The 20,865-nt window shown below is 44.7% G+C and carries 17 protein-coding genes; 8 read left to right on the forward strand and 9 right to left on the reverse strand.

Annotation, left to right across the window (positions count from 1 at the left end):
- Nucleotides 1-268: 268 nt before the first annotated feature.
- Nucleotides 269-2,467, forward strand: a complete 2,199-nt coding sequence (locus ABDW16_RS05590; RefSeq protein WP_343668290.1) for a glutamine synthetase III — start codon at nucleotides 269-271, stop codon at nucleotides 2,465-2,467.
- A 131-nt stretch (nucleotides 2,468-2,598) separates the two neighbouring features.
- Here the strand turns inward: ABDW16_RS05590 and accC are convergent, their stop codons facing one another.
- The 3 genes from accC to efp form a co-directional block, all read right to left on the reverse strand.
- Nucleotides 2,599-3,936 (reverse strand): acetyl-CoA carboxylase biotin carboxylase subunit, encoded by a 1,338-nt coding sequence (accC, locus tag ABDW16_RS05595; protein ID WP_343668292.1) that lies wholly within the window; start codon nucleotides 3,934-3,936, stop codon nucleotides 2,599-2,601.
- 113 nt (nucleotides 3,937-4,049) lie between these two features.
- Nucleotides 4,050-4,538, reverse strand: a complete 489-nt coding sequence (accB, locus tag ABDW16_RS05600) for an acetyl-CoA carboxylase biotin carboxyl carrier protein (RefSeq protein ID WP_343668294.1) — start codon at nucleotides 4,536-4,538, stop codon at nucleotides 4,050-4,052.
- Between the two features lie 61 nt (nucleotides 4,539-4,599).
- Nucleotides 4,600-5,166, reverse strand: a complete 567-nt coding sequence (gene efp / locus ABDW16_RS05605) for an elongation factor P (protein ID WP_343668296.1) — start codon at nucleotides 5,164-5,166, stop codon at nucleotides 4,600-4,602.
- Nucleotides 5,167-5,521: 355 nt separating this feature from the next.
- On the opposite strand from efp, the gene ABDW16_RS05610 reads away from it, so the two are divergent.
- The 3 genes from ABDW16_RS05610 (at nucleotide 5,522) to ABDW16_RS05620 (ending at nucleotide 7,685) form a co-directional block, all read left to right on the forward strand.
- Nucleotides 5,522-6,034, forward strand: coding sequence for a redoxin domain-containing protein (locus ABDW16_RS05610; protein WP_343668297.1), 513 nt, complete (start codon nucleotides 5,522-5,524; stop codon nucleotides 6,032-6,034).
- Nucleotides 6,035-6,108: 74 nt separating this feature from the next.
- A complete protein-coding gene (gene mdh / locus ABDW16_RS05615) occupies nucleotides 6,109-7,047 on the forward strand; it encodes a malate dehydrogenase (protein ID WP_343668298.1) in 939 nt (312 codons plus the stop codon).
- Nucleotides 7,048-7,223: 176 nt separating this feature from the next.
- On the forward strand, nucleotides 7,224-7,685 hold the full coding sequence (locus ABDW16_RS05620) for a MarR family transcriptional regulator (protein ID WP_343668299.1): 462 nt from the start codon (nucleotides 7,224-7,226) through the stop codon (nucleotides 7,683-7,685).
- A 72-nt stretch (nucleotides 7,686-7,757) separates the two neighbouring features.
- On the opposite strand, the gene ABDW16_RS05625 is transcribed toward ABDW16_RS05620, so the two are convergent.
- From ABDW16_RS05625 to ABDW16_RS05635, 3 genes are all read right to left on the reverse strand, one after another.
- Nucleotides 7,758-8,996: an MFS transporter gene (locus tag ABDW16_RS05625; RefSeq protein WP_343668300.1), complete on the reverse strand. Its 1,239-nt coding sequence runs from the start codon at nucleotides 8,994-8,996 to the stop codon at nucleotides 7,758-7,760.
- A gap of 17 nt (nucleotides 8,997-9,013) precedes the next feature.
- On the reverse strand, nucleotides 9,014-9,676 hold the full coding sequence (locus tag ABDW16_RS05630; RefSeq protein WP_343668301.1) for a VTT domain-containing protein: 663 nt from the start codon (nucleotides 9,674-9,676) through the stop codon (nucleotides 9,014-9,016).
- 87 nt (nucleotides 9,677-9,763) lie between these two features.
- The gene (locus ABDW16_RS05635; RefSeq protein WP_343668302.1) at nucleotides 9,764-11,023 is read right to left on the reverse strand and encodes a dicarboxylate/amino acid:cation symporter; all 1,260 of its coding nucleotides are present in this window, start codon (nucleotides 11,021-11,023) and stop codon (nucleotides 9,764-9,766) included.
- 180 nt (nucleotides 11,024-11,203) lie between these two features.
- On the opposite strand from ABDW16_RS05635, the gene ABDW16_RS05640 reads away from it, so the two are divergent.
- Complete coding sequence (locus tag ABDW16_RS05640) at nucleotides 11,204-12,700, forward strand: amino acid permease (RefSeq protein ID WP_343668303.1); 1,497 nt, start codon at nucleotides 11,204-11,206, stop codon at nucleotides 12,698-12,700.
- A 104-nt stretch (nucleotides 12,701-12,804) separates the two neighbouring features.
- Nucleotides 12,805-13,515 (forward strand): YebC/PmpR family DNA-binding transcriptional regulator, encoded by a 711-nt coding sequence (locus ABDW16_RS05645; RefSeq protein ID WP_343668304.1) that lies wholly within the window; start codon nucleotides 12,805-12,807, stop codon nucleotides 13,513-13,515.
- A 52-nt stretch (nucleotides 13,516-13,567) separates the two neighbouring features.
- Here the strand turns inward: ABDW16_RS05645 and ABDW16_RS05650 are convergent, their stop codons facing one another.
- Nucleotides 13,568-14,281, reverse strand: coding sequence for a response regulator transcription factor (locus ABDW16_RS05650; RefSeq protein WP_343668305.1), 714 nt, complete (start codon nucleotides 14,279-14,281; stop codon nucleotides 13,568-13,570).
- A gap of 424 nt (nucleotides 14,282-14,705) precedes the next feature.
- Nucleotides 14,706-17,105, reverse strand: a complete 2,400-nt coding sequence (locus ABDW16_RS05655) for a thiamine pyrophosphate-dependent enzyme (RefSeq protein ID WP_343668306.1) — start codon at nucleotides 17,103-17,105, stop codon at nucleotides 14,706-14,708.
- Nucleotides 17,106-17,305: 200 nt separating this feature from the next.
- Between ABDW16_RS05655 and ABDW16_RS05660 the strand changes: the two genes are divergently transcribed.
- Together ABDW16_RS05660 and ABDW16_RS05665 are read left to right on the forward strand one after the other, a co-directional pair.
- On the forward strand, nucleotides 17,306-17,707 hold the full coding sequence (locus tag ABDW16_RS05660; protein WP_343668307.1) for a DUF1573 domain-containing protein: 402 nt from the start codon (nucleotides 17,306-17,308) through the stop codon (nucleotides 17,705-17,707).
- Between the two features lie 170 nt (nucleotides 17,708-17,877).
- On the forward strand, nucleotides 17,878-19,104 hold the full coding sequence (locus ABDW16_RS05665) for a pyridoxal phosphate-dependent aminotransferase (protein ID WP_343668308.1): 1,227 nt from the start codon (nucleotides 17,878-17,880) through the stop codon (nucleotides 19,102-19,104).
- Nucleotides 19,105-19,730: 626 nt separating this feature from the next.
- Here the strand turns inward: ABDW16_RS05665 and carA are convergent.
- Complete coding sequence (carA, locus tag ABDW16_RS05670) at nucleotides 19,731-20,840, reverse strand: glutamine-hydrolyzing carbamoyl-phosphate synthase small subunit (protein WP_343668309.1); 1,110 nt, start codon at nucleotides 20,838-20,840, stop codon at nucleotides 19,731-19,733.
- Nucleotides 20,841-20,865 lie beyond the last annotated feature (25 nt).

A 20,865-nucleotide genomic window follows, 5' to 3' on the forward strand; every position in this document is an offset into this window, starting at 1 on the left:
CCGGGGCAAAAATACAGCTCCTGCTACTACGTAAGTAATTTTCTTAAAAAACACCCTTTTTCATCGCACTACTGAAGTAAAAATGCCTATTTATCACATTAGCATTTTTTAAATACATCAGTTTGGATATTACTCACCCCCATTTTTTTGACCAAAAATCAAAATAATTAACCTTTATTACCAAAAAATGTAATTTTTTAGTTAAAATCAATTTAATTCTTGCTTATGTAAGCACAACAGCGTTCTTTTGTGTAAAATTATTTACAGCATGCAATCGTTACGCTTCACCGCGCTGGAAAACCTATCTGGCGTTGATCTCAAAATCACATCCGAAGCACTCACCGGTAATAAGATCACCGAAGTGTTCGGCAGCAATGTATTCGCAGGAAAAGCAATGAGGGAAAGCCTGAGTGATGAGGCTTACAAGAGCCTGATGAACTCTATTAAGGCTGGCACCAAAATCGAACGTAAAATGGCTGAGCAGATCGCTTCTGGTCTGAAAGCCTGGGCAATGAAAAAAGGAGTTACCCACTACACACACTGGTTCCAACCATTAACAGGTACTACTGCTGAAAAACATGACTCTTTCTTTACCCTGAAAGGTGATGGTACTCCGCTGGAAACATTTGACGGCGATGCACTGGTACAACAGGAGCCTGATGCTTCTTCATTCCCTAATGGTGGTCTGCGTGCTACTTTCGAAGCTCGTGGTTACACTGCATGGGATCCTTCCTCTCCTCCATTCATCCTGGAACAGGGATTTGGTAAGACACTCTGCATTCCTACAATATTCGTTTCATACACCGGTGAATCACTGGACTACAAAGCGCCACTGCTGAAAGCACTGTCTGCTATCGACAAAGCTGCTGTAGACGTATGTAACTATTTCGATAAAAACGTAACCAAAGTTACTCCTACCCTTGGTTGGGAACAGGAATACTTCCTGGTTGACGAAAACCTGGCTAACGCACGTCCTGACCTGATCATGACTGGTCGTACCGTAGTAGGTCACGCACCTTCCAAAGGTCAGCAGCTGGAAGACCATTATTTTGGTTCTATCCCTGAGCGTGCTTACGCTTTCATGCGTGATTTCGAAGTGGAATCATACAAACTGGGTATTCCTTTGAGAACCCGTCACAACGAGGTAGCTCCTTCCCAGTTCGAGTGTGCTCCTATCTTCGAAGAAGTAAACATTGCAGTTGACCACAACTCCCTGCTCATGGATGTCATGAACAAGGTAGCTAAGCGTCATAAACTGAAATGCCTGCTGCACGAGAAACCATTTGCTGGTATCAACGGTTCAGGTAAACACAACAACTGGTCTATGGCTACTGACACCGGCGTTAACCTGCTGGCTCCTGGTAAGACACCTAAGACCAACCTGATGTTCCTGACCTTCTTCGTTAACACTATCAAGGCGGTTCATGACTATGCTGACCTGATGAGAGCTTCTATCGCTTCTCCAAGCAACGACTTCCGTCTGGGCGCTAACGAAGCACCTCCTGCAATTATCTCCGTATTCTCAGGTAAATACCTGTACGATGTACTGCAGGAAGTAAAAACCCGCGTAAACCACAAGTTCGATGAGCAGGATGAAGCTATCCTGAAACTCGACCTGCACCGTCATATTCCAGAGCTGTTGCTGGATAACACCGACCGTAACCGTACTTCTCCGTTCGCCTTCACAGGCAACAAGTTCGAGTTCCGTGCCGTAGGTTCTTCTGCTAACTGTGCTTCTGCAATGACTGTGCTGAACACTATCGTGGCTAAAACACTGGCTACCTTCAAGGTTGAAGTGGATGCCCTGATTGAAAAAGGTGAGAAAAAAGAGATTGCGATTATGCAAACTCTTAGAAAATATATTGTAGATTCGGAGAAAGTTTTATTCGAAGGCGACGGTTATAGCGAAGAGTGGGCTGCAGAAGCTGCGAAAAGAGGTTTACCAAATGTAAAAACTACTCCGCAGGCACTGGATGCTTTCGTAACTGAGAAATCTACTAAACTGTTCACAGAAGTAGGTATCTACACAGAGAAGGAACTGCATGCACGTCATGAAATCCTCCTCGAAGACTATGTGAAGAAGGTGCAGATCGAAGCCCGCGTTATAGGCGACCTGGCTACTAACACGATCCTGCCTTCAGCAATCTCCTATATGAATAGCCTGATCACTAATATCCGTGGTCTGAAAGAAATAGGTTTAGGCGATGCGGCTGTTAAAGCGCAAACGCAGATTGCTAACAAAATAGCTGAACATGTTAACGTCATCAGTGAGAATGTACAGGCTATGATTGAAGCGCGCAAAGTAGCTAACAAGGTTACTGACAGCCGCCAGAAAGCTATAGATTATTGTGAAAAAATTAAGCCGTACTTTGATGTGATCAGATACCACTCCGACAAACTGGAGTTCCTGGTAGATGACAAACAATGGGCACTGCCTAAGTACAGAGAGCTGCTTTTCTTGCGATAAAACCGTAAGATTGTTTTGGTGTATGATTAGCCCCGGGTATTTACCCGGGGCTTTGTGTTTATATTTGGTTCGGGGCATAAAAAAATCCCGGCAGTTTGCACCACCGGGATCCACCATCTAATAGTATTATTTTAAACCAGCTTAAACGTTTCCGTAAACTTAGTAGTAAAATTACCTTTCCTGAAATTCTCATCCCTCATCAATTGCTGATGGAACGGAATTGTCGTCTTTACTCCTTCAATCACAAACTCACTCAGCGCTCTTTCCATCGTGCTGATCGCCTCTTCTCTCGTCTGTGCGATCGTAATCAGCTTAGCCACCATGGAATCATAATAAGGAGGAATTACATATCCCGCATAAATATGAGAATCTACTCTCACCCCATGACCACCTGGAATATGCAATACTGTGATCTTACCCGGAGAAGGACGGAAATCATTATACGGATCTTCCGCATTGATACGACACTCAATTACGTGCATCTCAGGCGTATAGTTCTTTCCTGAAATAGGAATACCAGCCGCAATCTTGATCTGCTCTTTAATAAGGTCGAAATTGATTACCTCTTCTGTCACACCATGTTCTACCTGGATACGTGTATTCATCTCCATGAAGTAGAAATTCCTGTGCTTATCTACCAGGAACTCAATCGTACCTACGCTCTCGTAATTGATCGCTGACGCAGCTTTAATAGCCGCTTCGCCCATCTTCTCACGCAGCTCAGGCGTCATGAACGGAGAAGGAGACTCTTCTACCAGCTTCTGGTGACGACGCTGAATAGAACAGTCACGCTCACTCAGGTGACATACTTTACCATACTGGTCACCAGCTACCTGGATCTCAATATGTCTTGGCTCTTCCACGAATTTCTCCATGTAGATACCATCGTTATTGAATGCCGCGCGTGCCTCATTTTTTGCCATGTTGTAGGCATTTTCCAGCTCCTCCTCTTTCCAAACCACACGCATACCTTTACCACCACCACCAGCAGTTGCTTTCAGGATGATAGGAAGTCCCATTTCTTTAGCCAGTGTTCTTGCTTCTTCCAGGCTTTGTAATAAACCATCGGAACCTGGAATAACAGGTACACCTGCTGCAATCATGGTTTCTTTAGCGGTCATCTTATCCCCCATCTTACGGATCATTTCAGGGGTAGGGCCGATAAATTTAATGCCGTGCTCTCCACAGATCTCTGCAAAACGCGCATTTTCAGCCAAAAATCCATAACCCGGATGGATCGCATCCGCGTTAGTGATTTCAGCTGCTGCCATTAAGTGAGGGATATTCAGATATGATTCACTGCTCTGCGGCTTGCCTATACATACCGCCTCATCAGCGAACTTCACATGAAGACTGTCCTTGTCAGCAGTAGAATAAACAGCCACCGTTTTGATGCCCATTTCTTTACAGGTACGTATAATACGCAAGGCGATCTCTCCACGGTTGGCAATCAATATTTTCTTAAACATGTTTTTTCGATAGGTTAAAGAAAAAAGTTAATAAGCCTAAAAGGTTGGAACATTATGAAGCAGGGGAATCCCTACAATACCTCATAATATTCCAACCTTTTAACTAAACAATTTTATGGTTCTACCAGGTACAGTGGCTGATCATATTCTACCGGAGATGCATCATCTACCAGTACTTTTACGATTTTACCACTTACCTCACTTTCAATCTCGTTGAAAAGCTTCATCGCCTCAATGATACATACCACTTTGCCTGGGGATACCTCATCACCTACATTCACAAAAGAAGGCTTATCAGGGCCAGGGCTGCGGTAGAAAGTACCGATCATAGGAGACTTAATGGTTACCAGGTTGTCTGCTTTTACCTCAGCAGCTGGTTTTGGTGCTTCAGCAGCCGGAGCTGATACAGGGGCCTGCACAGCAGCAACTGCCTGAGGAACTGCCTGTACAGGTGCTGCCATAGTTGGCACGGCAATCACCTGCTGAGTTTCGTTATCCTTTTGCTTTATTGTAATCTTAAACTTGTCCTGCTCAATGCTCAGTTCGCTGATGTTAGATTTGTTGACCATCTTGACCAGCTCCTGAATCTGTTTAAAATCCATGTAGACAGTTTTTGGTTTAGAAATGCTTGAAGTAGATATGATATAATTGGATGGACTAAAACTATTCTTTTACGCGCTCAATGTACTCACCAGTTTTGGTGTTTACCCTGATCAGCTCCCCTTCATTCACGAACAAAGGAACATTCACGGTTGCGCCACCTTCTACAGTAGCAGGTTTCAGCGTACGGGTAGCTGTATCACCTTTTAAACCAGGCTCAGAATACGTTACTTTCACCACGATTTTATCCGGTAATTCCACACTCATTGGCTGTTCGGTTTCCGTATTAATCATTACTCCCACTTCCTGGCCTTCTTTCAGGAACTGAGGAGCATCGATCAGGTTTTCAGACAAAGCGATCTGCTCAAATGTCTCGTTATCCATGAAGTTGTAACCACTATCGTCCTGATATAAGTATTGGAATGCTTTCTTCTCAACACGCACAGGGTAGATGGTATCGCCGGAGTTCCAGGTATGCTCGATGGAACGGCTGTTATCAACACCCTTCAGTTTTGCCCATACTTTAGCAGCGGCACGGGCTGTTTTGTTCTGACCAAACTCTACAACAGAATAAAGGCTGTTATCCAGCTTTATAATCAATCCTGTTCTGATATCTGCAGTGGTAGCCATAAAAAGGATACTTAATTTAAAGTTAAAAATTTACGTTAAGGATTGCAAAAGTAATCATTCTGGCAAAACCCAAAACCCGTTGCGCCCTAATTTGTTTTAGTGTACTTAGAGACCTACTATTACCTATTATTTTTTTTAGGAATGCAAACATAATGTAAGGGAAGGTAATCTAGTAATTTTTTTATAAAAAAGTGGAAAAGTAAGCGTTTTAGGCCCATTTTTAGCCCTTTTAGGGCCAGAATAACATTGATTTTACTGTATGAGGCCGGTTTTCCCGGTTATGTAAATGGCTCTTTTCTGTATGCTTAAATTCGATACCTTTAGCTGTAATATTATTTTCAAATCAAAGAGTTATATGAAGCACTACCTGATTGTACTATTGTTATGTCTGCCAGCCTTGATGAACGCACAATCCAACAAACCTGCCACTGCCGTAGCAAAGGACCAGCCGCCTTACCTGCAGTACCCTACACCACCCGCCTTTGAGTATACCCTCCCTGACGGAAAAGTAATTACCAAAAAGAACCTGAAAAAGAACGTCAAAACCCTGGTTTTCGTTTTTAGCGTAGATTGTGACCATTGCAAGCACCTGACAGAAGAAATGCTCAAAAACATCGATAAATTCAAAAAAGCACAAATCCTGATGGTGACCCCGTTCAAACGGGAAATGATGAAAGAATATTATGACCATTATAATATTAAGAACTACCCGAACATTACCATGGGCAGCGAACCCACCCGCCAGATCATGTATTTCTATAACCTCCATTACTTCCCTGGCCTCTTCATTTATGATAAGAAAGGCCAGTTTGTAAAAGGTTTTGAAGGCTCCGCGAAGATCGAAGAACTGGCCGGGCTCCTGAAATAAGTGCAAATCTGCTTCAGCGGGCATTAGTTACATTTGTTCATCCTCATATTCTTCACCTAAATAAAAAACATACGATGAAAGTTACTGTTGTAGGAGCTGGCAATGTAGGCGCTACCTGCGCTAATGTGTTGGCCCACAGAGATTTTTTACAGGAAGTCGTGTTATTGGACATTAAGGAGGGAACAGCTGAAGGGAAGGCGCTCGATACATGGCAGCAGTCGCCAATTGACTATTACAGCACCAGGATATCGGGTGTGACAAATGATTATGAGAAGACAGCTGGCAGCGATGTGGTTGTGATTACGTCGGGACTCCCCCGTAAACCAGGTATGAGCCGCGATGACCTGATCAACACCAATGCCAATATCGTAAAGTCTGTAACAGAGAATATCTCCCAATATTCCCCTGATGCAATAATCATCGTAGTTAGCAACCCACTCGATGTGATGACGTATTGCGCTTACCTCACTGCCGGCAAAGACAGCAGCAAAGTATTCGGTATGGCCGGTATCCTCGATACCGCCCGCTACCGCGCCTTCCTCGCCGAAGAAATTGGCTGCTCTCCCAAAGACATTCAGGCAATCCTCATGGGCGGCCATGGCGATACCATGGTTCCCCTGCCCCGCTACACTACCGTGTCAGGTATTCCTGTCACTGAACTCGTAGCCCCCGACAAACTCGAGGCCATCATCCAGCGCACCAAAGTAGGCGGTGGCGAAATCGTAAACCTCCTGGGCACCTCCGCATGGTACGCACCCGGCGCCGCAGCCGCCCAGATGGTAGAAGCTATCCTGAAAGACGAAAAACGCATCTTCCCCTGCTGCGCATGGCTCTCCGGACAATATGGCCTCAAAGACATCTACCTCGGTGTACCCGTGATACTGGGTAAAAATGGTATCGAAAAAATTATAGAGCTACACCTGGACCAAAACGAAACAAACCTGCTTAAAACCTCCGCCGATCACGTAAAAGAAGTGATGGACGTTCTTGACAACATGAAGGTTGTAGCCTGATTCCACTTATTAACATTTTAAAGTTGGCCTTCCGCCAGCCCCTTACATCAAAAAATCGCTTTTGTCTGAGACAAAAGCGATTTTTTTATTCACTACTCATTTAAGTGGCCCGGTTTATTTTCCATTCCCTATACATAATTGAATTATCGTATTTTTAAGGCGATATACGCGCACTTATGTCAAATATAGAAAAACTGATCTCGCAAAAAAGTTGGACCAGCGAGTATAACAAAGGGTTAATAGGTCTCATCTTCGTAGGTAACTGGATGGTTTCCCGTCACCAACAATTCTTTAAAAAGTTTGACATCACTATGCAGCAGTATAACATCCTTCGCATCCTGCGGGGACAGCATCCTAAAGCAGCCAATATCAACACTTTGAAAGAAAGGATGCTGGACAAAATGAGCGACGTTTCCCGCCTTGTGGAACGCCTCAGAAAAGCAGGCCTGGTAGAACGAAAAGCTAGTGAAATAGACCGTCGTGCGGTAGATGTTATGATCACTCCCAAAGGCCTCGCCCTGCTCGAAGAAGTCGATGTAGACCTTCCGGCCCTGGAAGATTCCCTGAACCTGTCGCTCACTGAAGAAGAAGCAAAACAACTAAACTTACTTTTAGATAAGATCCTAATGAGGTATTAAAAGCAAAAAAGCCCGGACGAATGAGTATTGATACTCATTACACCGGACTTTTTTTTATCAACTATTCTTGTATTAGATTGTCTCCATGTAATTCAAATCCTTTCCAAATGTCTCCGGCACCAGGTAAGATGCCAGTAACCCTAAGCCAATTGTAATCACTCCTACTATCCCCGCACTGGTCAGATAACTGAAGGAATGCTGTAACCAGCCGAAAAGAATCGTAATCAACACCAGCATCCCCCTTGCAAAGTTAGGCACCGTAATTGCCACCGTTGCCCGCAGGTTCGTACCAAAACTCTCCGCCGCAATCGTAACGAAGATTGCCCAGAACCCAACACTGAAACCTAACAGGAAGCAAACCGTAAAGAAAAATACCTTGCCCGTGCCCGACTGATGCAGGTAAACCGCCGTAAAAGTGGTCGTCAGCAACAGGAATAAGATCATGACCTTTCGCCTGCTTTTCCACAACTGGCTCACCCAGCCCGTGACAAAGTCACCCAATACCAGCCCCGCATAGCAAAAGGCAATTGCATCTCCAGGTGATATAGGGTCCTTTACCCCCATTTCTACCGCAAACTTATTGGAATAAGCCACCAATACCCCTACTACAAACCAGGTAGGTGTACCCAGCATAATACATTTCAGGTATTTAATTAACCGCTCCCTGTTATTTACCAGCGCAAATATATTCCCTCTTTTTACCGCATTGTCTGTAGCCGCCGCATGGAACATACCAGACTCCATCACACTGATTCTCAGTACCAACAGCAGTAATCCCAGACCACCACCTATGAAATAACAATACCGCCAGTCAGGCACCAGCTTCGCAATCAGGTTCGCCGCTACTGCCCCGGATACCCCAACCGTAGCCACGATCATGGTGCCATACCCCCGCTTCTCCTTCGGTAGTATCTCTGCCACCAGGGTAATACCCGCACCCAGTTCACCAGCCAACCCTACACCCGCCACAAAGCGCCAGAAGGAATAAGCCATCGTAGTCTGTACAAAACCATTGGCAATATTAGCGACTGAATACAAAAGAATGGAACCGAATAATACCCGGAGCCGCCCTTTCTTGTCAGCAATGATTCCCCACATGATACCGCCCAGCAACAGGCCTATCATCTGGATATTCATCAGCCAGACGCCGATACCCTTGTCAATCTCATCCTGTGATATACCCAGTGATTTCAGGCTGGGCACCCGTACTATCGTAAATAGTAATAAGTCGTAGATATCTACGAAATAGCCCAATGATGCCACCAATACGGCAACATTGAAAATGGTGGAATTTTTCGAGTCTGGTTTCATGAGGATTTTAAAGATAATTATTCATTCACATCCGCATGCGGTGGTGCATGCTTCGATTTACCGAAAAACAATTTGATTAAAACAGGCAATGTGGTAATAAGTATAAGAATAATGATGATCAGTTCCAGGTGCTGCTGCAGACCAGGGAAGGCTTTACCCAGGTAATGCCCCGCCAGCATCATGGAGAATACCCACACGAATGAACTCACCACATTATAAAACATGAATTTTTTCTTATCCATCTGCACAATGCCCCCTACTATCGGAGCGAACGTACGCACAATCGGCATAAAACGGGCAAGGAAAATAGCCCCGCCGCCATGCTTGTCGTACAACTCCTTAGCCTGGTATAAATGTTTCTTTTTAAAGAAGAACGTATCTTTTCTACTAAATAATAATGGGCCCGATTTTCGACCAATCCAAAAACCAACCGCATTTCCCAGAATACCAGCAACTGCCACCATCGTCATAATCACTATCAGGGGCATATGAAAGAAACTGTCACTCAACATAGCGCCGTAAAATCCCGCGAGGAATAACAAAGAATCTCCAGGCAGGAAAAATCCTACAAACAAACCTGTTTCCGCAAAAATAATAATCAATAACAGATACAATCCCCCATGCTCAATAATCCATGCCGGGTTAATAAGGTGCTTGAATAGTTCTATAAACTGGTCCATATGCTTTGTATAATCTCCGCTAATTTAAGTGCTGGCCCTGCGGAATCGCCGCGGAAGCAAAATAAGGATTTAAACGTTATCTCTATGTTATAGTTGTGGATTAGTTGTTGGCTCCGCCAGTGCCCCCTCCCATTTGGATACCACGCCAGTCGCCATCGCATTTCCAATTACGTTGGTGGCAGAACGGCCCATATCCAGCAGATGGTCTACTCCCAGCAGCAACAGCAGTCCCTCGTCCGGAATTTTAAACATAGACAGGGTTCCGGCTATCACTACCAGTGATGCCCTTGGCACCCCGGCAATTCCTTTACTGGTAATCATCAGTACCAGCAACATGGAAAACTGCTGCTCAATGCCCAGGTGCATATCATATGCCTGTGCAATAAAGAGACTCGCAAATGTCATATACATCATAGAACCATCCAGGTTGAATGAATAACCCAGCGGCAATACAAAACTAACAATACGATTATCAGCCCCAAAACCTTCCAGTTCTTCCATTACCTTCGGATAAGCAGCCTCACTACTAGCTGTGCTAAATGCCAGCAATACCGCATCCTTGATTCTTTGCAGCAGTTGCAAACCACGCTTACCAAGAATCAGGCAACCTACGCCTGCCAGTACAAGCCACAGGGTACCGAGACCCAGGTAAAACTCGCCGATAAATATACCGTAGGTTTTTAGTATTCCAGGCCCCTTTTCAGCAATCGTTGCAGCCATAGCGGCAAATACGGCAAATGGCGCAAAGTTCATCACATAACCGGTCACCTTAAGCATGATATGCGCTACACTGTCCAGGAACTTGATAACAATCTGTCCCATCTCCCCTACCGCGGCAGTAGCCACACCAAAGAACAATGCAAATATTACAATCTGCAGGATCTCATTGTGCGCCATCGCATTCACCACACTATCCGGAAATACATGCTCGAAAAAGCCTCTCAGGGTCATATCTGCCGCCTTAATGCCGGATTCAGCATGTTTATCTACCAGGTGCATGTCAGCCCCAGGTTTCAATATGTTTACCAGGATCAATCCCAGGAACAGGGACACGAAAGTAGCCGTAATAAACCATAACATGGTCTTACCACCAATGCGGCCTACAGCCTTGATATCTCCCAGCTTGGCAATACCTACTACCAGTGTGGTAAATACCAGCGGAGCAATAATCATTTTAACCAGGCGAAGAAATACACTGGTCAGTATCGATATATTTTCCACGAACTTCCCAATGGTAACTTGTCCACCATCTTTACCCGAATAAGCAATATTCACCAAATAACCGGTCAATATCCCCAATACCATTGCTAGAAATATATAAAAGGTAAGGCGGTTGGTTTTCTTCATGCAGCGGTGCTTTTTATATTAAAAATTTATTCAAAGTGATAAAAATCCCTCAAAAATAATGTTGTTCATCTAAAGTTGTGTGTCATTTTATAAAATTGATGCCTATATTTGGCGATCTGTAATGATTTGAAACAACAAATTACTAAACCATTCAAACGTCAACCACAATAGACATACAGTATGGGCAAACTTTTCGTAAAAAAGCCTCTCTCCATCTTATTATCAGAAGCATCTGAATCGGACAAAGGACTTAAACGTACGCTGGGCGCAGGTTCCCTGATTGCATTGGGCATTGGCGCCATCATCGGGGCGGGCCTTTTCGTAAGAACAGCCGCTGCCGCCGGGCAACATGCAGGACCCGCAGTGGTCTTCTCATTTATTATCGCAGCTGCAGGTTGCGCTTTGGCAGGTTTATGCTACGCAGAGTTTGCATCTATGATCCCTATCGCCGGAAGTGCTTATACCTATTCTTATGCCACCATGGGTGAATTCGTCGCCTGGATCATCGGGTGGGACCTCGTGCTCGAATATGCACTTGGTGCAGCTACCGTAGCCATAGGATGGGCACAATACCTGAATAAACTATTGGAAAAATCAGTCGGATGGACCGTTCCTTATCAATGGTGTCACAGTCCATTCGAAACTTCTGATGCAGGTGTGCATGGTATCATGAACATCCCTGCTATATTCATTCTGCTACTCCTGAGCTTATTGCTCATCCGCGGTATCGAAGGTTCTGCCATTGTGAATAACATCATCGTTATTGCCAAGGTAGCCATCGTAATCCTCATCATCATCCTTGGCTGGCAGTTCATCAATCCTGCTAACCATACCCCATTCATGATCCCTGCTGATGCCGGCACAGTGACCATGCACAATGGTACAGTGGTCGACTATTCTGCCTACGGGTTCCATGGCATATCAGGGGTCTTGCGGGGCGCTGGTGTGGTATTCTTTGCCTTCATCGGTTTTGACGCCGTATCCACTGCAGCACAGGAAACTGTAAACCCTAAGCGCAATATGCCAATAGGTATCCTGGTTTCCCTGTTTATCTGTACTGCATTATATATCCTCTTCTCTTACGTATTGACAGGTATCGCTCCTTACCAGGACTTCCTGAAAGAAGGCGGTGAAGCATCTGTTGCATATGTAATTGATAAATACATGATTGGATATGGCTGGCTGTCTACATTCGTAACTGTCGCTATCCTGGCTGGTTTCTCTTCAGTAATCCTCGTGATGCTGCTGGGTCAGACCCGTGTATTCTACTCCATGGCCAACGATGGTCTGGTACCAAAAGTATTCGCTGATCTTCATCCTAAATACCGCACGCCATACAGGTCACAGGCTATGTTCTTTGTTTTCGTATCCCTGTTCGCTGCTTTCGTTCCGGATAGTGTAGTGGGTGATATGACCAGTATCGGTACCTTGTTTGCCTTCGTACTGGTGTGCCTGGGTGTAATCGTAATGCGTAAAACAGATCCGGATCTGCCACGTGAATTTAAAACACCCTGGGTACCTGTTGTACCTATTGTAGGTACCCTGTTCTGTGTTACAATGATCTTTAGCCTCGGTTGGGAAAACTGGCTGAGACTGATCGTTTGGTTAGTGATCGGTTTCTTTATCTATTTCGGTTATAGCGTAAAACACAGTAAAACCAGGAAACTGGTTAAATAAAATATTCTCCAGGTATAAGCAGGAAAGGGCCGGGAAATTCAGTTTTTCCGGCCTTTTCCATAAATTTGCGTTTCTATTCTTAATAACTAATCACATTACCCACTATGGGAAGGATATTTGAAGTAAGAAAACACACCATGTTTGCCCGCTGGGACAGGATGGCAAAGCAGTTTACCAGGATAGGCAAGGAAATCGCAATAGCTGTAAAAGCGGGAGGTCCTGATCCTGATAATAATCCTGCCCTCCGCAGATGCGTAGCGAACGCAAAGGGTGTGAACATGCCCAAAGACCGTGTTGAAGCTGCGATCAAACGTGCGATGGGGAAAGATAAAACCGACTACGAAGAAGTTGTATACGAAGGATATGCACCGCACGGTGTGGCTGTAATGGTAGAAACTGCTACTGACAACCCTACCCGTACTGTGGCAAACGTACGTATGCACTTCAACAAAGAAGGTGGTGCCCTTGGCAACAGTGGTTCCGTAGGTTTCCTCTTTAATCGTATGGGTGAATTCAAAATTAAAAACGAAGGTCAGAACCTGGAAGACCTGGAGCTGGAATTGATTGATGCCGGACTGGAAGAAATTGGTGAAGACAGCGAGGGTAATATCATTATACGCACCCCGTTCAATGAATTTGGTAATATGTCCAAAGCACTGGAAGATAGAAATATTGTTCCAATCAGTGCTGAATTAAAGCGCATTCCTACCACTACCACCGAGTTGAATGAAGAACAGGCAAAAGAAGTACTGGAACTGATTGACAGACTGGAGCAGGATGACGATGTGCAGCAGGTATTTCACAATCTGAAATAATTTGCATTTCTGCATAAAATAAAAGGGTCTGCCGTAGCAGACCCTTTTATTTTTAAGCTTTTTCCGCAACCTTATCTGGTTCCGTCACCAACCTTAACCCCTTCCCATGTATGGTTTCCAATTTAATGGTACCATCCAGCTTGAAATGCTTCCTGATTCGCGTCAGGTACACATCCATGCTTCTTCCGGTGAAAAAGTCGTCATTTCCCCACACACAGAGCAGAATCCCTTCTCTCTTCAGCTTCTTATTCGCATTCTCACAGAGATATTTGAGCAGCTCAGCTTCCTTAGGCGGTAAATTGATATTAGTATTGGTTGGTTGATGATATATTTTGAATTCGCTGTAATTAAACACGAGCGTACCAAGGGTAAACACTACCTGCTTATCGTGCTGCAACAAACGGCTCCGCTTCATGAATACCTCCATACGGCAGAGTAACTCCTCCATATTAAAAGGTTTCACCAGGTAGTCGTCCCCGCCAGCTTCAAAGCCGTTCAGCTTATCCTGCTCCATGTAACGGGAAGAAGCAAAGATGATGGGTACATTCTCGTCCTTGTCGCGGATTTCCCGGCACAGGGTAAACCCATCCATGCCTGGCATAATCACGTCCAACAGACAGATGTCGAAGGGCTTGTCCTGAAAAGTTGCCCAGCCCTCTTCGCCATTGGCACAATGCGTCACATCATACCCGGCCTTTTCTAAATGGCTTTTTACCACTTTGGCAAAAAACAGATCGTCTTCAACTAACAGTACTCCTGCTTTCATAAATGGATTTGGGTTGATAATTAAATAATTTAATTACTATTAACCTATCGTAACGTGGTGATTGCTCATTCGCCCTCTAAAAAAACTATAATACAATTTATATCCTGCGCGCTGATTTTCAAACATTCATTTTATTCATTCCTGATGACTAAGAAAAAATCAATGTCTAATATATTAAGTATCACTCGCTACAGAATAATAACATACTTCCAGAAAAAAAAGTTTAGACATTAGTAATCCTAACTTAATTCATCACTTCATGCAATCACGGAATTTCTTTTGCAGGAATAATAAATATTATAAAACTATTTATCATATTTGTACCTGTACTACTTGTCATTTTTTAAACCTACAACTATACAAAACAAAAACGCAAGGCCTTTTAAAGCCTTGCGTTCGTATTTTAAGCTCAATTACTCTTTTTTTATTCTGCCACCATTTCCAGTACCACTCTCACCACATCTTCCACATTTGGCTTGGAGAAGTAATCCCCGTCAGAACCATATGCAGGACGATGTGCCTGTGCACTCAATGTACGTGGTGCCACATCCAGCCAGCGATAACCGCCCTGACCTTCCATCACCTGCTGGAACATATAAGCCGTACCACCACCTGGCACATCTTCGTCCACGAACAGGATCTTGTTAGTCTTCTTCAGTGATTCCACGATCTTATGATTGACATCAAAAGGCAGCAATGTCTGTATATCTACCAGTTCAACGGATACTTCCAGCTGTTCCAGCGTCTGGATCGCTTCTTCGATTATACGCAGGGTAGAACCGTAAGACACGATCGTGATATCAGTACCTTCCTTAATTACCTCTGGTACACCCAATGGTACGGTAAACTCGCCCAGGTTGTTAGGCAGCTTTTCCTTCAGGCGATAGCCATTCAGTGACTCAATCATCAGGGCAGGCTCATTTGCTTTCAGCAGGGTATTGTACATACCAGCTGCCTGCACCATGTTGCGGGGTACACACATGTGCATACCTCTCAGCGCACCCATTATCATACTCATCGGAGAGCCGGAGTGCCAGATGCCTTCCAGTCTGTGACCGCGGGTACGAACGATGATCGGGCACGCCTGGATACCTTTGGTACGGTATTGCAGGCTGGCCACATCGTCACTCAGTGGCTGCAGACCATAAATCAGGTAATCCAGATACTGGATTTCAGCAATAGGTCGTAAACCACGCAATGCCATCCCTATACCCTGGCCCATGATAGTTAATTCACGGATACCTGTATCGAATATACGCTTGCTGCCGTGTTTTGCCTGTAAACCTGCAAAACCCTGGTTCACGTCGCCTATTTTACCCACATCTTCACCAAAGGCGAAAACTTTAGGATTATTCCCGATCAGCTGATCGAAATATCTGTTCAGGATCTCGTATCCGTTAATGCTTACAGCGTCAGCATCATACGTTGCTGGTACTTCCGGCACATTCAGTGCAGAGTTCACGCCTGTGGCATATAGGAAGGAGTTGTAATTTTCTTTTTCGCGGGCCAGCAGGTCATCATAATACCCCTTCAGCGCAGCAATAGCTGGCGCCTGGATATTTCTATGACGGAACAGGATGTTGGCAGCAGTTTTCAGGATGTCCTTTCTCCAGGGCTCCCTGTTATTCTGCAGCTCCTGCAGCAGGTTGTTCACCAGCGCAGTATCTGCCTGTGGCAACGCGGCTACAGCCTGACCAAATCCCAACATGGTCTGTACCTCCTTCCGGATAGGTGCAATATACTTTTCCCAGGCGCTCTTACGGGAATCCTGTGCCATCGTTTTGGCTTTCGCCTCAATTTCTGCCAGGGTAGCCTCGTCAGAGAGTGCGTTTTCCAGTATCCACTGGCGCATCTGGTGATTACAGTCAAATTCCTTTTCCCAGTTCAGTCGTTCCTTGCTCTTATAACGCTCGTGAGAACCACTGGTAGAATGGCCCTGTGGCTGGGTCAGTTCTTCCACATGGAATAAGGCTGGAATGTGGGTTTCCCTGATTTTACGGATCCCCGCTTCGAATACCTCACACATGGCGGCATAATCCCACCCTTTTACATTATATATATCAAAGCCGTTGGAGTCTTCTGTTTTACGGAAGCCTTCCAGCGCAACGCTGATGGAGTCTTTGGTCGTCTGGTACTTACGCTGTACAGAAATGCCATACCCGTCGTCCCATACAAATACCGCTAACGGTACCTGCAATACACCCGCCGCATTCATGGTCTCCCAGAAGTGACCTTCTGAGGTAGACGCATCCCCAATAGTAGCAAAACACACCTCGTTCCCATTTTTCGACAACCCTTCCAGATCTTTCAGGCTTTCTACATCCCTGAATAATTTGGAGGCAAATGCCAAACCAAGGGCACGGGGCATCTGGGCTGCGGTAGGCGACATGTCTGTGGCAGTGTTCTTCGATTCAGTCAGGTTCAACCAATTGCCATCCTTACCGAGGTTAGGCGTGGCAAAATGCGAGTTCATCTGTCGGCCTCCCGAAAATGGCTCGTTGGCAAGGTCTGGGTCTGCATACATCTGTGAGAAAAACTGCTCAGGAGTGGCAATACCACTGGCGAAAGCAAACGTCTGATCACGGTAGTAACCGGAGCGGAAATCTCCTGGCTGGAAATACTTGGCCATGGCTATCTGAGCCACTTCCTTTCCATCTCCGAATATACCGAACTTGGCCTTACCTGTAAGGACTTCCTTACGGGCCAGCAGACTAACTTCCCTGCTCTCGCAGGCCAGGCGATAATCCTCAAGTACTTCTTTCCGAAATTCCTCGAATGACAGCCGGCTTTCCGTATTCATAGTTAGTTCATTGTTTTCTATCATGCCTCGTTGTATATGTCACAAAAGTAAGGTATAAAATACAAGTGAGAAATGATTGTAAATGTATCAGGTAAAATAATTAGAATTTTTTTAATAAGATTTTAATAAATTCCCCTCTGATGCGTTATTTTTGGCTGTAAATTTGTTACTTACGAAACGGTGATCATTTTTTTAACCAATCGTCTTAAACCACATTATATCAAATGAAAAAGTTTATCTTATCCCTATTTGCGAGCATGTTGTTAACTACTGCTCTTTGGGCTCAATCTCAGACTACAACACCAGCAAACCCTGTTGATGCAAAAGTGAAATTCGCGAAAGAAACCATCGACTTCGGTAAAACCAAGTTCAACAAACCCGTTTCTGTTGATTTCGAATTCACCAATGTCAGCAAAGAACCAGTAATCATCGAAACAGCACGTGCGAGCTGTGGTTGTACTACTCCTACCTGGACCAAAGAACCAATCCTGCCTGGTAAAAAAGGTAAGATTACGGCGGGTTACAGCGCAAATAGCGTAGGTACACAAAACAAAACTATCTGGGTGAAAGTTAAGGGTGTAGATCAGGATAAAGAACTGCACCTGACAGGTCAAGTTGAAAACTAATTTGTACTGCCACTGCAACGGCCTCCGTTGTACAACTTATTAAGCCTTACAGTTTTAATATTGTAAGGCTTTTTTTATTTCAACCAGACCCTACCTGCGCACCATATATTTACCCAACCATCAACATCTGCGAATCCACTACCTTTGTATACGCAAATCAAACACAATATATGCCTACCATTAGCAAGAGAGGTGAGCAAATGCCCGCTTCTCCCATCCGAAAGCTTGTTCCTTACGCAGAAGCTGCTAAGAAAAAAGGGACCAAGGTATTCCACCTGAATATCGGCCAGCCCGATATTGAAACACCAAAACAGGTTCTGGATGCGGTACGCCATTCAGACTTCAAAATTCTTGAATACAGTCATAGCGCCGGAAACGAAAGCTACCGCCGCAAACTTGTGACTTATTACGAACGATTTGGTATTAAACTGAACCATCAGCAGATTATTGTCACCACAGGTGGATCCGAAGCCATCCTGTTCGCATTCATGGCCTGCATGGATGCGGGCGATGAAGTACTGGTGCCTGAGCCTTTCTATGCAAACTACAACGGTTTTGCCACAGAAGCAGGTGTTACAGTGACCACTATCTCCTCTTCCATCGAAACTGGTTTCGCACTGCCAGCCATGGAGGAATTCGAAAAAGCCATCACCCCCCGCACCAGGGCGCTGATGATCTGTAATCCCAACAACCCCACTGGCTATCTCTACAGCCGCGAAGAACTGGAAGTACTGAAACAACTCTGTCTCAAGTACAACCTGTACCTCTTCTCAGACGAGGCATACAGGGAATTTTGCTATGTAGGCGACCATTTCTCCGCCATGAACCTGGAAGGACTGGAGCAGCATGTCGTACTGATGGACACCATCTCCAAGCGTTATAGCGCCTGCGGCGGCCGTATTGGCGCGCTGGTGACTAAAAACCAACAGGTACTGGATGCAGTTATGAAATTCGCCCAGGCAAGGCTAAGTCCTCCTTCCTTTGCCCAGATTGCCGGCGAAGCTGCTGTAGACCTGCCGCTTAATTACTTCTGGGAAATCAAGGCTGAATATCTGCACCGCAGAGACCTGCTGGTAAGCATGCTCAATAGCATCCCAGGCGTGTTCTGCCCTAATCCGGGTGGCGCATTTTATGCAATGGCCCGCCTCCCGATCGATGACAGCGATAAATTCTGCCAGTGGTTGCTCGAAAGCTTCTCTTACGAAGGCAAAACCCTGATGCTTGCACCCGCTACCGGTTTTTATGCCACCCCCGGTTCAGGCCGTAATGAGGTAAGACTCGCATATGTCATCAATACCGATGATATCCGTCAGGCCATGATCTGTTTAGGAAAAGCCCTGGAAATCTACCCAGGTCGCACCGAAGTAGCCGTGGAAGCAATGGAAGTTGCCAGATAACACATATATTATATTAAATTCTATATAACATATTTTCCTTCCTGGAATAGAAAAAAGGGCCATTTAGGCCCTTTTTTTACATTAGCAAAAAATATATGTTCGCTTTTTTGACCAAAATCTTAAATATTTCTGCAAAAAGTGTTGGATTCTTCAATATTGTTTGTATCTTTGAATTGTGAACGACGGAGTAGTAATAGAGAGCAAAGGACAGTGAAACCCGTAGTTTAGCATAAATTTAACCTTAGAAATTTTTCCGAACGTTTTTATCAACCGAACTTTACTCCGTCAACACAAAGGTGTTGCGACTACAGAAAAAAGAATTTTTCAGATTTCTGTAAAAAAGTTTGAAGAAAACTAAAACGTTTTAGCAAAATACCGTATTTTTGTATCAGTTTTTCATAACGTGGAATTTATAAAGGCAAACGGCTCTGTTCACAGAGCCGTATTTTTTTGCCCTATACCCAGGTATCTAATTGATAATCAATTCATTTATATCTCATCTATAATAAAGAGGCTTTTGCACAGTGCAAAAGCCTCTTTTTATTCAACCAGTATTTTAGCATAAATAAAAACGGCCCGGACATAGCCGGACCGCCTTTTGGTCATATTCTACATACAAACTAATCTTACATGTGCTTCTTAATCATCGTAAAGAAGTCATCGAACAGGTAACGGCTGTCATACGGACCAGGAGTTGACTCTGGGTGATACTGTACAGAGAATGCAGGCTTGTTCTTAATCCTGATACCTTCGATTGACTCATCGTTCAGGTTCACGTGTGTTACCTCTACATGCTCACTGGCAGCTATTGCCTTCGGATCTACTGCAAAACCGTGGTTCTGGGTAGTGATCTCGCAACGACCGGTCGCCAGGTTCTTTACCGGGTGGTTCAGACCGCGGTGACCGTGGTGCATTTTATAAGTAGGGATGTCGTTGGCCAGTGCCAGCAACTGATGTCCCAGACAAATTCCAAACATTGGTTTTTCTGCTGCCAGAATTTTCTTTACTGTATCCACAGCATATTTCAGTGGAGCCGGGTCACCAGGACCGTTGGATACGAAGTAAGCATTCGGCTTGAATTTCTCGCACTCTTCAAAAGGAGTATCTGTAGGGAACACCTGCAGGTAAGCACCTTTTTCAGACAGGCATTTCAGCATATTACGCTTCACACCATTGTCCAGTACAGCGATACGGATATCAGCACCAGGATCACCTACATTGTAAGGTTCTTTGGTAGACACTTCCTTGCAAAGCGCCTGACCTTCCATTGAAGGTACTTCCTTCAGCTTAGCTTTCAGCTGATCTATGTCAAGAATTTCAGAAGAGATGATACAATTCATCGCACCCTGGCTGCGAATGTGGGAAACCAGTGCACGGGTATCTACATCGTAAATAGCTACCAGGTTGTTCTCATCCAGGAATTTCTCCAGGGAGCCATCGGCCATCTGACGAGAGTAATTGTATGCTATGTTCTTAGCGATCAATCCATTAATCTTCACGCTTTCGCTCTCTACGTCATCCTTTTTCACACCATAATTGCCGATATAGCAATTATTCATGATCAGGACCTGCCCTTTATAGGAAGGATCGGTAAATACTTCCTGGTATCCTGTCATACCAGTATTAAAACACAGTTCACCGGAAGCGGTGCCTATTTTACCAAAAGCTTTTCCCTGAAATACTGTTCCATCTTCTAACAGTAATATCGCAGGCTGGATTGATCTCGTCTGAGGCATGCTTATTATTCTTTTTTGAAAAATC

Origin of the sequence: Chitinophaga sp., from assembly GCF_039596135.1 — a bacterium.
Lineage (GTDB): Bacteria > Bacteroidota > Bacteroidia > Chitinophagales > Chitinophagaceae > Chitinophaga.

Bases quoted from the DNA above. Each gene is read 5' to 3' on its own strand.
- ABDW16_RS05590 (WP_343668290.1), top strand. From the start codon at position 269: ATGCAATCGTTACGCTTCACCGCGCTGGAAAACCTATCTGGCGTTGAT.
- accC (WP_343668292.1), bottom strand. From the start codon at position 3,936: ATGTTTAAGAAAATATTGATTGCCAACCGTGGAGAGATCGCCTTGCGT.
- accB (WP_343668294.1), bottom strand. From the start codon at position 4,538: ATGGATTTTAAACAGATTCAGGAGCTGGTCAAGATGGTCAACAAATCT.
- efp (WP_343668296.1), bottom strand. From the start codon at position 5,166: ATGGCTACCACTGCAGATATCAGAACAGGATTGATTATAAAGCTGGAT.
- ABDW16_RS05610 (WP_343668297.1), top strand. From the start codon at position 5,522: ATGAAGCACTACCTGATTGTACTATTGTTATGTCTGCCAGCCTTGATG.
- mdh (WP_343668298.1), top strand. From the start codon at position 6,109: ATGAAAGTTACTGTTGTAGGAGCTGGCAATGTAGGCGCTACCTGCGCT.
- ABDW16_RS05620 (WP_343668299.1), top strand. From the start codon at position 7,224: ATGTCAAATATAGAAAAACTGATCTCGCAAAAAAGTTGGACCAGCGAG.
- ABDW16_RS05625 (WP_343668300.1), bottom strand. From the start codon at position 8,996: ATGAAACCAGACTCGAAAAATTCCACCATTTTCAATGTTGCCGTATTG.
- ABDW16_RS05630 (WP_343668301.1), bottom strand. From the start codon at position 9,676: ATGGACCAGTTTATAGAACTATTCAAGCACCTTATTAACCCGGCATGG.
- ABDW16_RS05635 (WP_343668302.1), bottom strand. From the start codon at position 11,023: ATGAAGAAAACCAACCGCCTTACCTTTTATATATTTCTAGCAATGGTA.
- ABDW16_RS05640 (WP_343668303.1), top strand. From the start codon at position 11,204: ATGGGCAAACTTTTCGTAAAAAAGCCTCTCTCCATCTTATTATCAGAA.
- ABDW16_RS05645 (WP_343668304.1), top strand. From the start codon at position 12,805: ATGGGAAGGATATTTGAAGTAAGAAAACACACCATGTTTGCCCGCTGG.
- ABDW16_RS05650 (WP_343668305.1), bottom strand. From the start codon at position 14,281: ATGAAAGCAGGAGTACTGTTAGTTGAAGACGATCTGTTTTTTGCCAAA.
- ABDW16_RS05655 (WP_343668306.1), bottom strand. From the start codon at position 17,105: ATGATAGAAAACAATGAACTAACTATGAATACGGAAAGCCGGCTGTCA.
- ABDW16_RS05660 (WP_343668307.1), top strand. From the start codon at position 17,306: ATGAAAAAGTTTATCTTATCCCTATTTGCGAGCATGTTGTTAACTACT.
- ABDW16_RS05665 (WP_343668308.1), top strand. From the start codon at position 17,878: ATGCCTACCATTAGCAAGAGAGGTGAGCAAATGCCCGCTTCTCCCATC.
- carA (WP_343668309.1), bottom strand. From the start codon at position 20,840: ATGCCTCAGACGAGATCAATCCAGCCTGCGATATTACTGTTAGAAGAT.